The 13,701-nt window shown below is 72.8% G+C and carries 11 protein-coding genes; 5 read left to right on the top strand and 6 right to left on the bottom strand.

Going from position 1 to position 13,701, the window contains the following annotated elements; genetic code table 11:
• Nucleotides 1-762 (top strand): pyridine nucleotide-disulfide oxidoreductase (locus tag DEI86_RS10715; protein ID WP_111049523.1); only part of this gene is annotated, 762 nt, incomplete at its 5' end.
• A gap of 39 nt (nt 763-801) precedes the next feature.
• Here DEI86_RS10715 and DEI86_RS10710 read toward each other — a convergent pair.
• The 5 genes from DEI86_RS10710 to DEI86_RS10690 form a co-directional block, all read right to left on the bottom strand.
• Nucleotides 802-1,047 carry a DUF3072 domain-containing protein gene (locus DEI86_RS10710; RefSeq protein ID WP_111010194.1) on the bottom strand — a complete coding sequence of 82 codons (246 nt, stop codon included), beginning with the start codon at nt 1,045-1,047 and terminating at the stop codon, nt 802-804.
• A 63-nt stretch (nt 1,048-1,110) separates the two neighbouring features.
• Nucleotides 1,111-1,914 (bottom strand): hypothetical protein, encoded by an 804-nt coding sequence (locus DEI86_RS10705; protein ID WP_111049511.1) that lies wholly within the window; start codon nt 1,912-1,914, stop codon nt 1,111-1,113.
• 56 nt (nt 1,915-1,970) lie between these two features.
• The gene (locus DEI86_RS10700; protein ID WP_258376518.1) at nt 1,971-4,166 is read right to left on the bottom strand and encodes an APC family permease; all 2,196 of its coding nucleotides are present in this window, start codon (nt 4,164-4,166) and stop codon (nt 1,971-1,973) included.
• 63 nt (nt 4,167-4,229) lie between these two features.
• Nucleotides 4,230-4,832: a PadR family transcriptional regulator gene (locus tag DEI86_RS10695; RefSeq protein ID WP_111026518.1), complete on the bottom strand. Its 603-nt coding sequence runs from the start codon at nt 4,830-4,832 to the stop codon at nt 4,230-4,232.
• The gene (locus DEI86_RS10690) at nt 4,829-5,755 is read right to left on the bottom strand and encodes a DUF4097 family beta strand repeat-containing protein (protein WP_111049510.1); all 927 of its coding nucleotides are present in this window, start codon (nt 5,753-5,755) and stop codon (nt 4,829-4,831) included. Before DEI86_RS10690 ends, DEI86_RS10695 begins: the two co-directional genes overlap by 4 nt.
• A 125-nt stretch (nt 5,756-5,880) precedes the next feature.
• On the opposite strand from DEI86_RS10690, the gene DEI86_RS10685 reads away from it, so the two are divergent.
• From DEI86_RS10685 to DEI86_RS10675, 3 genes are all read left to right on the top strand, one after another.
• Nucleotides 5,881-6,522: a DUF6518 family protein gene (locus tag DEI86_RS10685; RefSeq protein ID WP_111049509.1), complete on the top strand. Its 642-nt coding sequence runs from the start codon at nt 5,881-5,883 to the stop codon at nt 6,520-6,522.
• 67 nt (nt 6,523-6,589) lie between these two features.
• Entirely contained in the window at nt 6,590-9,823 is a 3,234-nt protein-coding gene (locus DEI86_RS10680; protein WP_111049508.1) for an efflux RND transporter permease subunit, read from the top strand.
• Nucleotides 9,824-9,890: 67 nt separating this feature from the next.
• Nucleotides 9,891-10,145 (top strand): hypothetical protein, encoded by a 255-nt coding sequence (locus tag DEI86_RS10675; protein WP_146242790.1) that lies wholly within the window; start codon nt 9,891-9,893, stop codon nt 10,143-10,145.
• 84 nt (nt 10,146-10,229) lie between these two features.
• Here the strand turns inward: DEI86_RS10675 and DEI86_RS10670 are convergent, their stop codons facing one another.
• The gene (locus DEI86_RS10670) at nt 10,230-11,285 is read right to left on the bottom strand and encodes an alpha/beta hydrolase (RefSeq protein ID WP_111049507.1); all 1,056 of its coding nucleotides are present in this window, start codon (nt 11,283-11,285) and stop codon (nt 10,230-10,232) included.
• A 228-nt stretch (nt 11,286-11,513) separates the two neighbouring features.
• Here DEI86_RS10670 and DEI86_RS10665 point away from each other — a divergent pair, with 228 nt between their 5' ends.
• Nucleotides 11,514-13,685: a DEAD/DEAH box helicase gene (locus tag DEI86_RS10665; RefSeq protein ID WP_111049506.1), complete on the top strand. Its 2,172-nt coding sequence runs from the start codon at nt 11,514-11,516 to the stop codon at nt 13,683-13,685.
• Nucleotides 13,686-13,701 lie beyond the last annotated feature (16 nt).

Here is a 13,701-nt window from a genome sequence, read left to right as displayed (position 1 = left end):
GACCGCGGGTGGGCGGGTGACCTCGTGGCGACCCTCCGAGCAGCTGACGGCGCCTCGGGCGAACTCAGGACCGCCGTGCTCGTGAACGCCAGCGGCACGTGGGGCACGCCCTTCGTGCCGTGGTACCCGGGCCGCGACCGGTTCGCCGGTCGGCAGCTCGACACCACGGGCTACCGCAGCGCCGAGGAGTTCCGGGGCCAGGACGTGGTCGTGGTCGGCGGCGGCACGAGTGCGATCGGCTTCGTGCTCGAGCTCGACGGCGTGGCGGCCTCGGTCACGTGGTGCACCCGCCGTCCGGTCGACTGGCGGGACGAGTCGACGCTCGGCGTGGAGTCCGCCGTGGCCGCCGTGGCCGAGCAGGACGCAGCTGCCCGAGCGGGTTCGGTCCTGCCGAGCATCGTCCACGGGACGGCCGTTCCGGTGTCACCGCGCATCCGGAGTGGCCTGGATCGTGGCGTGCTCGTCCCGCGCCCGGTCCCCGAGCGCATCGAGCCCGACGGCGTGCGGTTCGCCGACGGGTCGTTCCACCACGCCGACGCGATCATCTGGGCCACGGGGTTCCGGCCGGACGTCCGGCACCTCGGTCCGCTCGGGCTGCGGACCCCGGCGGGCGGGATCGAGGTGGCCGAGGGCGAGGCGATCCGCGACCCGAGGGTGTTCCTGGCGGGGTACGGGCCGCAGGCGTCGACGCTCGGGGCCGACCGTGCGGGGCGGTCGATCGCGCGGCGCGTGCTCGCCCGGCTCGAGCGCGGGGCGTCCTGAGCCGGAGACACGGCACCGGCACCGGCACCGGCAGCGGCGTCAGTCCTGCCCGCGCCCGGTCTCCTGCTGCAGCCGGTCGATGTTCTCGGACGCCTCGGCCTTGGTCAGGTCGGCGGGGAGTTCCTCACCGGCCTCACGCGCGAGCGTGTCCAGGTAGCTGCGCTGCGGGCCGGTCATCGGCTCGTCACCGGTGACCCAGTCCGACGGGTCCTTGCTCGCGGTGGTCGAGGGGTCGGGGCGGGGGCCGCCGAGGGTCTCGCCGGCGTGGTCGTCTGCGTTGCTCATGCCCGGGAGGCTACGCCGCACCCCCGACACGCACCTCGACGGCCGGGACCGAGCGGGGTACGCCTACGCGGCGACGGCCTCGGTGACGTACCGGACCAGGTCGGGCCCGACGCCGGAGACCGCCACGGGCACCGGACCCCGGTGGCCGCGGTCGACCCACATGGTGTTCGCGGGGGCGTCGAGGCGGACGATCTCGGCCCGCTCGCCCTGCTCCACCCAGAAGGCACGGACACGGACCGACCCGGGTGCGGGCGCGGGCGGTAGACCCGCGCGGTCGCCAGCGTGGTCGGGGTAGACCCCGGGCGCGAGCACGGGCAACACGGGCGTGGTGAGCACCGCGACGGCCGATGCACCGTCCTCGGTCCGGGCGTCGTCGCGCACCTCGACGACGCGGACGACCTCGTCCCGCGGCAGGGGAGCGTCGAGCCGGAGGTCCCCGGGCGACCCGGCCAACGCGCGGAACGCGGGCCGACCGTCGGGGCCGACGTGACCCTCCCGGTCGTCGATGCGGACGCGACCGCGCGTGCGGGTGTCCGCGAAGAGCCCGGGGCGCAGTCCGGCACCGTGCGCTTCGGGGAGGGGCACGATCACCAGGTCGGGCCGGTACCAGTCGCGGAGCGTCGCGGGGTCGACCCAGCCGACGGTCGGTGTGCCGCGGACGAGTTCGGCGCCGTCCTCGGCGTGTTCGTCGAGCGCGCCCGTGGGCCAGGGGCCGCGGACGGCGACCATGCCGTCGTGGCGCCGGTCAGCGGCCGAGGACAGCACGTCCGTCAGCACCTCGACCCGCTTGGAGACCTTGCCGCCGTGGCTGTCGAGCGTCGCGTAGGTCCGGAGCGCCTCCGGCGCGCTCGTCGTCCAGTCGGTCATGGTCGGCCATCCTACGTCCCGGTCCGGGTCCGGGTCCGGGCCCGGGTCGGACCCGGTCAGTCGTGCGAAGCGGGGGTGCGGCCGTGCGCGGCGGGGACGAGCGCGGGCAGCTCGCCGCAGTCGCCCGCCGGGTCCACGCCCTCGGCGGGGCCCGCCGGTCGCGTCGCACGGCGGACGTGCACGCTGTTCCGCTGGTCCGAGCGGAGCAGCCGGTCGGTCCGGAGGAGGTCCTCGGTGCCGCGGTTCGTCTGCTCGGCGCCGCGGTGCACCTGCGGCCGGATCGGCTCGCCGCGTCGTTCCTGGCCGGGCAGCGGCCGCGAGCGGCGGCCGTACAGCAGCTCCGAGGAGTCGAGCAGCCACGGGACGAGGGCGACGGTGACACCGTGCACGAGGAGCAACTTCTTGCGGATCCGGCGCCCGCGGTGGTTGTGGAGCAGGGCCTCCCACCAGTGTCCGACGACGAAGACGGGCGTGTAGACGGTCACGACCTCGGCGCCGTGCTCCTGGCGGTGCGCCTTGATGTGCTTGATGAGCGGCATCGAGATGTCGCGGTAGGGGCTCGGCACGATGGTGAGCGGGCACGTGATGCCGTAGTCGCGCCACTGCTGCTGCAGGGTCGCGGCGTCGGCCTCGTCGATGGCGACGTGCACGGCCTCGAACGACGCGTGCTTGGCCGCGATCGCGTAGTCGAGGGCCTTGATCACCGGCTTCTGCAGCTTGTTGACGAGCACGATCGCGTGGTCGCCCGTGGCGCCGAACCGGGTCTCGTCGTCGGCGGCGATCTCGTGCGAGACGTCGCGGTAGTACCGGTTCACGCCGAGCATGAGCAGGAACAGTACCGGCATGATGACGAACACGAGCCAGGCGCCGTGCGTGAACTTCGTGATGGTGACGACGACGAGCACCACGAAGGTGAACGACGCGCCCGTGGCGTTGATCGACAGGCTGCGCCAGATCTGCCCGCGGTTCGGCGGGTCCGTCGCGAGCAGCCGGAGCCAGTGCCGGACCATGCCCGTCTGCCCGCACGTGAACGACACGAACACGCCGATGATGTACAGCTGGATGAGCGCCGTGACGTTCGCCCGGTAGACGATGAGGAGTGCCGCGGCGACGAGCGCCAAGACGATCACGCCGTTCGAGTAGATGAGCCGGTCGCCCCGGGTCGACAGGGCCTTCGGGGCGTACGAGTCGCGGGCGAGGATCGACCCGAGCAGCGGGAACCCGTTGAACGCGGTGTTCGCCGCCAGGAGCAGCACGGCCGCGGTGGTCGCCTGGATCACGAAGAACAGGACACTGCCCCCACCGAACGTCGCCGCGGCGATCTGCGCGATGAGGGACCGCTGGGGCGTCGTCGTGCAGTGCGCGAAGCCCCGGAGGTCGCACGCGCTCTCGGCGTAGTGCACGTGCGCGATGAGCGAGAGCGCGACGAGGCCGACGAACAGGACGATCGCGATGCCGCCCATGAACACGAGCGTCGTCTGGGCGTTGCGGATCTTCGGGCGGCGGAACGCCTGCACCCCGTTGGCGATGGCCTCGACGCCGGTGAGGGCGGAGCACCCCGACGCGAACGAGCGGAGGAGCAGCAGCACGAACGCGGCGCGCGTCACGCTCCCGGTGTTCGCGATCGTGTACCCGGCGCTCTCGGCGACCGGGGCGTGCCCCAGGGCCGTGCGGACCAGGCCCGTGACGACCATGACGAACACACTCGCCACGAACAGGTAGGTCGGGATCGCGAACGCCTTGCTCGACTCGCGCACCCCGCGCAGGTTCACGGCGGCGAGCAGGACGACGAACACGAGCGCGAGCTCGACGCGGAACTCGTCGAGCATCGGCAGCGCCGAGATGATGTTGTCCACGCCCGAGGCGACCGACACGGCGACGGTCATCACGTAGTCGACGAGCAGGGCGGAGGCCACGACGAGCCCGGCCTTCTCGCCGAGGTTCCGGTGCGCGACCTCGTAGTCCCCGCCGCCCGACGGGTACGCCTTGATGAGCTGGCGGTAGGACGCCACGACGACGACGAGCAGGAGCACGACCAGGGCCGCGACCCACGGCGCGAACGTCAGGAACGACATCCCGCCGAGCAGCAGGATCATGAGGAGCTCCTGCGGCGCGTAGGCGACGCTCGACAGCGGGTCACTCGCGAAGATCGGGAGCGCGAGGTGCTTCGGGAGGAGCTGACCCTCGAGCTGCTGCGAGGGCAGTGGATCCCCGATCAACCGGGCCTTGAGCGACCGGATCTCGTTCGTCACGAGGGGACAACCTACTCAGGATGGAGGGGCTGTCAACACGGCACCCGTCCCCGTTGTTCCCGATCAGTCCCGGAGTGTCGACCGGATCCCGTCGAGTCCTCGGCGGAGGGCGGCGACGACCTCGGGCGTGAGCGTGCCCCGGGTCGCGCGTCGGCGGGCCTCGGCCCGGACCTCCTGACGGAACGTCGCGAGGAGCAGTTCGACCTCGCGGAGGGACCGGGCGCCCTCGTTCGGCGTCGAGGTCGGCGCCCCCGCCGGGTGGGGACCCGATCGGTGCGGGGCGGCCGGTCGAGCGGACGCGGCGAGGTCGGCGCGGAGCGACCGCATCGCCTCGCCGACCGAGGCGCGCACGCCGTCCGCGAGGGAGCGCACCGAGTCGGTGACGCCGGACTCGAGGTCGGCGACCTCGTCCTGGCGCGCGGCCAACTCGTCGCGACCGGCCTCGGTGATCGCGTAGACGGTCTTGCGGCCGTCGGCCTCGCTGGTCACGAGGCCGTCCTCCTGCAGCTTGCCGAGACGGGGGTACACGGTCCCGGCGCTCGGGACGTACACGCCGCCGAACCGGGTGCCGAGCGCCTGGATGAGTTCGTAGCCGTGCATCGGGCGCTCCGCGAGCAGCACGAGCAGGTACAGGCGGAGCTGCCCGTGAGCGAACACCGGGCTCATGCGCCGAGCCCCTCGGTGCCGTCCGTCGTCCACGTGCCGTCGGTGTCGTCCGTGGCCGTCGCGCCCGCCGTCGCGCCCGCCGTCGCGCCCGCCGTCGCGCCCGCCGTCGGGCTCGCGGCGCTCGGCTCCGGGTCCGCGTGGAACAGCGCGAACCGGCCGGACACCGTGGCCACGCGCACGTCGGCCCAGCGCCCCTCGAGCGTGCCGGACCGGCGGGTGTACGGGCCGTGCACACCCCGCACCTCGTCGTCGTCGAACTGGAGGCGTCCGGTCGCCGTGGTCACGGAGCACGCGTACCCCACGCCGTCCGCGAGCCGGAGGCTCACCGCGCCCGAGACCGTGCTGACCCGGACGCCGTCCGGGACCCCCTGCAGGTCGAGCAGGACGTCGGCCGAGATGCCGTCCGCCGTGAGCCGGGTGACCGCGCCGGTGGCGGCGACGTCGCCGGAGACCGTCCGCACGGCGAGGGCGCCCGCGTGCTCGCGGACGGTCACGGTGCCCGAGACGCTGTTGACCTGGAGGTCGCCGCTCACCCGGTCGACGACGAGGTCGCCGGACACCGCGTGGAGCGCCGCGTCGTGCGTCAGCCCCGAGACGAGTGCGCCGGCCGAGACGACCCCGAGCGTCAGTGCCACCTGCCGCGGAACGAGGATGCTGACGTCCGCGGACTCCTGACCGCGGAAGGCCCGGAGGAAGCCGAGGGGGTCGTCCCAGCGGACCTGGGCGTGGTCCACGGTGAGCACGCCCGCGTCCATCTCGACCCGCAGCGGCCGCCCCGAGACGGCGTGGACCTCGACCCGCGCCGTGGGTTCGTCGTGCGCGACGACGTCGACCTGACCCCCGACGAGGCCGACCTTGAGCTGCCGGACCACCCCGGTGTCGATGACCTTCGGCTCGTCGACGAGCCACTTCTCCTGCGCCATGGTGCACTCCGATCTCGCGATGTATCGCGTTGTCGTGCCGGCAACCGTACGCCCCTGGGACGGGGCGATCAAGGGTCATCCGTCCGGCGGATGCCGAGCGAGCCGCCCTCGCCGATCCTGGAGGCATGGAAGCACCGGTCCTGCCCCGTCGCGTCGTCGTCCCCCCGCGATCCGGCGCGCTCCCGCGTCCCGCCGGGGTCGTCGTCGCGCTCGCCGGGGCCCTGCTCGTCGGGATGCTCACGAGCATCGGCCAGAGCGGGTCGGCGTTCGTCGCCACGTTGTCGAACGCAGCCGGCCCGTGGTTCGTCGCCGCGGTCCTCCTGGTGCTCGTGGTCCGACCCGGCGCGCGTTGGGCGGCGGCGCTCGGGGTCATGTGTCTCGAACTCATGCACGTCGGCTACTGGGCCGCGACCGTGCTCGCCGGTCGACCCGACGCGCTGTCCCCGTTCGGGACATGGGAACTCCTCGGGGTCCCCGCGGGCGTCCTCGCCGGACTCGTCGCCGTCGGCGTCGTGTCCCGTGACGGCCGGGTCCGCGGTGCGGCGGCCGGCGTGGTCGGCGCCGTCCTCGTGGGTGAGGGGATCCGGGGACTCCTGGTCGTCGCGGCGACGACGAGCAGCACGGCCTGGACCTCCGAGGTCGTCGGCGGCGTCCTCTGCGTCGTCGCCGCGGTCGTCGCCGGTCGCAGCCCGATCGGCCGCGTCGTCGCGCTCGGGACGGGCGTGGTCGGGGCCGCCGGCGTGCTCGGCGCGCTCCTCGTGGTCTGACCGGCGGTCGACCCGCGGGGCACGTCCGGCCGGGCGCGGTGTCAGGCCCCGCTGGGAGGATCGACCGGTGCACCTCCTCTCGGTTCTCAGCCTGCGCAACCGCGCCCTCATCGCGCTGGTCACCATCGTCGTCGCGATCTTCGGTGGGGTCGCCCTCACGAGCCTCAAGCAGGAGCTGATCCCGAGCGTCGAGTTCCCCCAGGTCGCGATCGTCAGCACCTACCCCGGCGCGACGCCCGAGGTCGTGTCGAACGACGTGTCGACCAAGATCGAGCAGGGGATCCAGGCCGTCCCCGATCTCAAGGACACCACCGCGACGTCGTCGACGAGCCAGAGCGTCGTGTCGGCCGAGTTCCAGTACGGGTCGAACCTCGCCAGCGCCGAGGACAAGATCCAGACGGTCGTCAACGCCCTCGACCTGCCCAACAGCGTCCAGACCCAGATCGTCACGGGGTCGTTCGACGACATCCCGGTCCTCCAGCTCGCGGTCTCCGAACCCGGCACGAGCGAGCAGACCCTGGTCGGGCGGTTGAACAAGACCGCGGTGCCGGACCTCGAGAAGCTCGACGGGGTGCGTGAGGCCGACGTCTACGGCAACCCCGGACGCCGCATCGTCATCACGCCGAACCAGACGGAACTCGCCGAGCGCGGCGTCGCACAGACCGCGATCAGCGACGCCCTCGACGACAACGGCACGCTCGTCCCGGGCGGCACGATCACCGAGCACGGCCGGACCCTGTCGGTGCAGACCGGGTCGAGCCTCGGGTCGGTCGGCGACATCCGCGACCTCCCGTTGGCCGGCGCCCGCGTCGCGACCACGATCGGCGACGTCGCCGAGGTGAGGCTCGTCGAGTCCCCGCGCACGTCGATCAGCCGGGTGAACGGCAAGCCCGCGCTCACCATCGCCATCACGAAGACGCAAGAGGCCAACACCGTCGACGTCTCCCGCACCGTGCAGGACGCGCTCCCCGGTATCGAGGCGAAGGTCGACGGCTCGCCGCGGTTCACCGTCGTGTTCGACCAGGCGCCCTACATCGAGCAGTCCATCGACTCCCTGGCGGAGGAGGGCCTGCTCGGACTCGGGTTCGCGGTCGTCGTGATCCTCGTGTTCCTGCTGTCGTGGCGCTCGACCCTGGTCACCGCGATCTCGATCCCGACGAGCGTGCTGCTCACCGCGATCGGCATGGAGGCCGCCGGGTACACGCTCAACATCATCACCCTCGCCGGCCTGACGATCGCGATCGGCCGCGTGGTCGACGACTCGATCGTCGTCATCGAGAACATCAAGCGGCACATGCAACCGGGCGTCGACCGGCTGCGCGCGGTGCTCGACGGCGTCCGCGAGGTCGCCGGTGCCGTGACCGCGTCGACACTGACCACGGTCGTGGTGTTCCTGCCGGTCGCGTTCGTGCAGGAGCTCGTCGGCGAGCTGTTCCGGCCGTTCGCGCTCACCGTGTCGATCGCGCTCGCCGCGTCGCTGCTCGTCGCGCTGACGATCGTGCCGGTGCTCGCGTACTGGTGGCTCCGGCCCGGACGGGGATCCGGGCAGTACCAGTCCGCGACCGCCGACACGGCCCCGGTCGACCCCGTCGGAGCACACCGCGCGGCGCCCGCCGAACTGGTGGCGGCCGAGTCCCGGTTCGCCGCGGGGGCCTCGTCCGTCGACACGACGCTCGGCAGCGCCGCGGACCTGCACGACGCCGGGCACCGCGACCGCCTGCGCCGGGGCTACCTGCCCGTGCTCGACTGGGTGCTGCGGTTCCCGGCGCTCGTCCTCGTCCTCGCCGTCCTCGTCCTCGGTGGCACCGCGGCTGCGCTCCCGTTCGTCAAGACGAACTACCTCGGCGACTCCGGGCAGAACACCTTCACGGTGAGCCAGTCGCTCGCACCGGCCACGAGCCTCGCGGAGCAGTCCCGCTCGGCGCGCCGGGTGGAGCGCGCGCTGCGTGACGTGGACGGCGTCGACACCGTCCAGGTGACGATCGGCTCGAGCGGCAACTCGATCCAGGCCGCCTTCGGCGGTGGGGGGAGCGCGTCGATCACGTACTCCGTCACCACGGACGACAGCGCGGACCAGACGGCCCTGCAGTCCCGGGCGCGTGCCCGGCTCCGGGCGCTCTCCGGCGTCGGGACGGTCTCGCTCGCCTCGACCTCGGGCTTCGGGTCGACGTCGGACATCGACGTCGACGTGACCGCCCCGACGCAGGCGCGGCTCCGGTCGGCGGCCGAGCAGGTGCTCCACGCCATGCAGGACGTGCCGAACACGACGGGGGCGTCGAGCAACCTGTCCGCCGCGCAGCCCTACCTGGCCGTCCGTGTCGACCGCGCGAAGGCGGCCGCGGCGGGCCTCACCGAGACCCAGGTCGGCGGGATCGTCGCGGCATCGGTGTCGCCGCAGGACAAGGGGACGGTCGAGTTCGGCGACCAGACACTCGACGTGTACATCGAGAACCCGCACCCGCCGACCAGCGCGCAGGCCCTGCGCGACCTGTCGATCCCGACTGCCGCAGGTGCCGTGCGGCTGTCGTCCGTCGCCACGGTCGACCAGTCGAACGGTCCGACCACGGTCACGACCTCGAACGCGGTGCGCACGGCGACGATCACGGTCACGCCGTCGGCGACGAACCTCGGCGCCGCGACGCAGTCCGTGACCGACGCCGTGGACGGCCTCCACCTGTCGAAGGGCGCTGAGGCCTCCATCGGCGGTGTCGCATCGAGCCAGTCGTCGGCGTTCCGACAGCTGCTCCTCGCCGCGCTCATCGCGATCCTCATCGTCTACGTCGTGATGGTGGCGACCTTCCGCAGCCTGCTCCAGCCGCTCCTTCTGCTCGTGTCGATCCCGTTCGCGGCGACCGGCGCGATCCTGCTGCAGGTGGCGTCGGGCATCCCGATCGGCGTCGCGTCGCTCATCGGCGTGCTCATGCTCGTCGGCATCGTCGTGACGAACGCGATCGTGCTCATCGACCTCGTCAACCAGTACCGGCGACGGGGGTTGCGCGTCCGCGAGGCGCTCGTGGAGGGCGCGGCCCGACGTCTCCGGCCGATCCTGATGACGGCACTCGCCACGATCTTCGCGCTCGTGCCGATGGCGGTGGGCATCACCGGACACAACGGGTTCATCTCGCAGCCGCTCGCGCTCGTCGTGATCGGAGGCCTCGTGTCGTCGACGCTCCTGACCCTCGTGGTCCTCCCGGCGCTCTACTACGTGGTCGAGCGTCGGCGGGAACGGTTCACGGACGTGCGGACGAGCGTGCCCGTGTCGGTCCCCGGTGCGCGGGAGGCCCACCACCCGCGGCACTGACCCCCGATCGAGCGGCACCCGCTCTCGGGACTGTCACAGGGTGCTCCCACCGCCGACACTGGTGGTCGTGACCATCCGCGACGTCCCGAGAGCCCAGCGCGCGACCACCGAGTGGTCCGGGATGACGTACATCCACACCGGTGCGGAGCTGCTGCTCGGCATCTCGTTCATCGTCACCGTGGTGTTCGCCGCGCTCGGTGTGGTCGAGCACCACCGCTCGATCGTCGCGGAGGTCGCGGCGATCGCGTTCATCTGCTCCCTCGCCGCCGTGCTCCTCGACTGGGTCACCGCGACCGACGAGGACCCGCGCGGCTGGGACTGACACCTTCCCACGGAAGCGGCCCCGTTCCTCCCGGGAGGAGCGGGGCCGTCGTCATGTCCCCCCCGCCCCGCGCCCTGTCGGGCGTCAGCCGAGTCGGCGACGGAAGTACGCGACGACCCGTTCGCTCATCGCGCGGTCGAGCTGCGCGATCGAGTGCGCGGTGCCGCGGACCTCGACGAGGGTCACGGGGACGCCGTGCCGTCGCAGGGCGCGCGCCAGGTGCTGCGACTCCCACAGCGGGATGAACTCGTGGGTGCTGTGCCCGATGAAGAAGGGCGGGGTCTGCGCGGTCACGTCGTCGACGGGGGAGGCCCGCCGCGCCGCCGGACAGTCGGCGTAGCGGGTGCATCCCAGGTAGAGCAGCTGCTTCCGAGCGAACGACGGCGTCACGCCGCCGGCGCCCGTGGAGGCCGCGGTCAGGTCCGAGGGCCCGCTCAGCTCCGCGACGGCCCGGATCCGGTCCCCGTTCGCGTACGCGGTCGACGCGTGGTCCTGCACCGCGAGCATCGCGGCGAGGTTCCCGCCGGCGCTCCCGCCGAACACCCCCACGCGTTCCCGGTCGACGCGGAACCGGGTGAGCGTCGTCGCGCGGAACACCCAGTCGAGGGCCCGCCGGACGTCGTCGAGTCCGGCGGGGAACGGGTCCGTCGGCGCCAGGCGGTAGTCGACGTCGAACACCACGAAGCCCTGGGACGCGAAGTACTCGCACACCGCGTGGTAGGCCGCGGTCGCCTTGTCACCGTGTGACCAGCTGCCGCCGTGGATCATCATGACGGCAGGGCGGTCGGTGCTGCCCTGTCCCGCCTGCGCGCCGACCCCGCCACCCGGCAGGGGAGCAGCGGTCGCGGTCGCCGCGGCGGCCGCGTGCCCGGCGGGCAGGCAGACGTCGAGGCGCTGCAGCCGGTCCTCGCCGTACGCGACGTCGGACACGGTCCGGACGTCCGGGTACCGCAGCGACAGCGGGTAGATCACCGGTCCCGCGTCGACCGTGGCGTTCGTGTCGCCGGTGGGGCCCTGGACGCATCCGGTGAGCACGAGCACGAGCGCGAGCACGACCGTGGTGAGGGCCGGGAGCCGTCGGTGGTTCCCGACGCGTGCGACACCGCGGGCGTGACGGCGCTGACGGACGGGAGACGGCATCGCGCCCAACCTATCGGGAGCATCCGTGCGGGGCTGGCGTCCCTCCGGGTTCGCGACTAATGTAGGGAGGTCAGCTCTCGACAGCGCGGCATGTGGCCGCGACGGGTGTGTGTGTCTCGAGGGCTGGAGTCACGTCGATCACGACGGGACGGACCCCCTCCCCGCACTTCGATCCGGCCGACGGCGCCTCGGGTCCTGCGGCATGTCTGCACGCCGGAAAGAACTCGCATGTCCCCCTTCAAGAAGGGCGCGCCCTCGCGCGCCGACAACACCGCCCGCCACGCGAACGGCACCCCTGCCTCGCGGAGCCCGAAGCACCGCGGCTACCGTGCCGAGGAGCCGTCCGCTGGTCGCCAGAAGGCGCGGTGGGACGCGGCGGAGCGCCGCGACCGCGCCGCGTCCGGAGAGCGCTCCGGCCGCCCGAACTGGGAGCCGCGCAGCAACGACGACGACCGCAGCCGCGGGCGGTTCCCGCGCGACGACCGGCGCGGTGCGCGGTCGTCCGACCGGGACGACCGCGGCGGCCGTTCGTCCGGCCGGGACGACCGGGGCGGCCGCTCGTACGACCGGAGCGACCGGCCGCAGCGTTCGTATGACCGTGATGACCGTGGTGGGCGTTCGTTCGATCGCAGCGACCGGCCGCAGCGTTCGGACGACCGGGGCGGCCGCTCGTACGACCGGAGCGACCGGCCGCAGCGTTCGTATGACCGTGATGACCGTGGTGGGCGTTCGTTCGACCGGAGCGATCGGCCGCAGCGTTCGTTCGACCGGAGCGACCGGCCGCAGCGTTCGTATGACCGTGATGACCGTGGTGGGCGTTCGTTCGACCGGAGCGATCGGCCGCAGCGTTCGTTCGACCGGAACGACCGGCCGCAGCGCTCGTACGACCGGAACGACCGGCCGCAGCGTTCGTTCGACCGGAACGACCGGGACCACCGGCCGCAGCGTTCGTTCGACCGGAACGACCGGGACGACCGGCCGCAGCGCTCGTACGACCGGAACGACCGGCCGCAGCGCTCGTACGACCGGAACGACCGGAACGACCGGCCGCAGCGTTCGTTCGACCGCGATGACCGGACCGGTCGCACCCCGCGCGCCGCAGAGCGCTCGGGCCGCCACTTCGGCGACGCCCGTGAGGACCGTCCCGCTTACGTGCCCGCGGACGACGTCAAGCTCGAGAAGCTCCAGGCGGAGGCCACCGTCGCCGCGGACGTCGAGGGCGTGACCTTCGGCGACCTCGGCATCGGCTCCAACATCGTGCGGGTGCTCGCCGAGCTCGGCGCGGATCGTCCGTTCCCGATCCAGGCCGCGACGATCCCGGACGTCCTCGCCGGCAAGGACGTGCTCGGTCGAGGCCGCACGGGCTCCGGCAAGACGATCGCGTTCGGCGCGCCCCTCGTCGAGAAGCTCATGGAGAACGGTGGGGGCAAGAACCGCCGGATGGGCCGCAACCCCCGTGCGCTCATCCTGGCGCCGACGCGCGAGCTGGCGCTGCAGATCGACCGCACCGTCCAGCCGATCGCCCGTGCGGTGGGCCTGTTCACGACCCAGATCTACGGCGGGGTGCCGCAGGGCCGTCAGGTGGGCGCGCTGCAGCGCGGTGTCGACATCATCGTGGGCACGCCGGGTCGCATCGAGGACCTCATGGAGCAGGGCCGCCTCGACCTCAGCGAGGTCGTCGTCACCGTGCTCGACGAAGCCGACCACATGTGCGACCTCGGGTTCCTCGAGCCCGTCCGGCGCATCCTCCAGGCGACCGCCGACGTCACGCCGACCGGTGCGCGCGCGCAGAAGCTGCTGTTCAGCGCGACGCTCGACACCCAGGTCGCGGCGCTCGTCGACGAGTTCCTCGTCGAGCCGTCCGTGCACGAGGTCCTCGGTGAGGACCAGGCGTCCTCGACGATCGACCACCAGGTCCTCGTCGTCGAGCAGCGCGAGAAGGACCGCGTCATCGAGGAACTCGCGAGCGGCGACGGCAAGACCGTGGTGTTCGCGCGGACCCGTGCCTACGCCGAGCGTCTGGCCGACCAGCTCGAGGACGCCGGCATCCGGGCGACGAGCCTGCACGGCGACCTCAACCAGTCCCGACGCACCCGGAACCTGTCGCTCCTGACGAGCGGCCGGGTGAACGTCCTGGTCGCCACGGACGTCGCGGCGCGCGGCATCCACGTCGACGACGTCTCGCTCGTCATCCAGGCGGACCTGCCGGACGAGTACAAGACGTACACACACCGCGCGGGGCGCACCGGCCGTGCCGGCAAGGAGGGCACCGTCGTGACCCTCGTCACGCGGAACCGCGTCCGGAAGATGGAGGGCATGCTCGAGCGCGCCGAGATCGACGCCCCGATGACGCCCGTCGCTCCCGGCGACGCGCTCGTCACGGAGCTCGCGCAGCGCTGACGCCGGGCGCGATCAC

Origin of the sequence: Curtobacterium sp. MCBD17_028, from assembly GCF_003234875.1 — a bacterium.
Classification (GTDB): Bacteria; Actinomycetota; Actinomycetes; order Actinomycetales; family Microbacteriaceae; genus Curtobacterium.
This window is presented reverse-complemented; position numbering and strand designations above follow the sequence as displayed.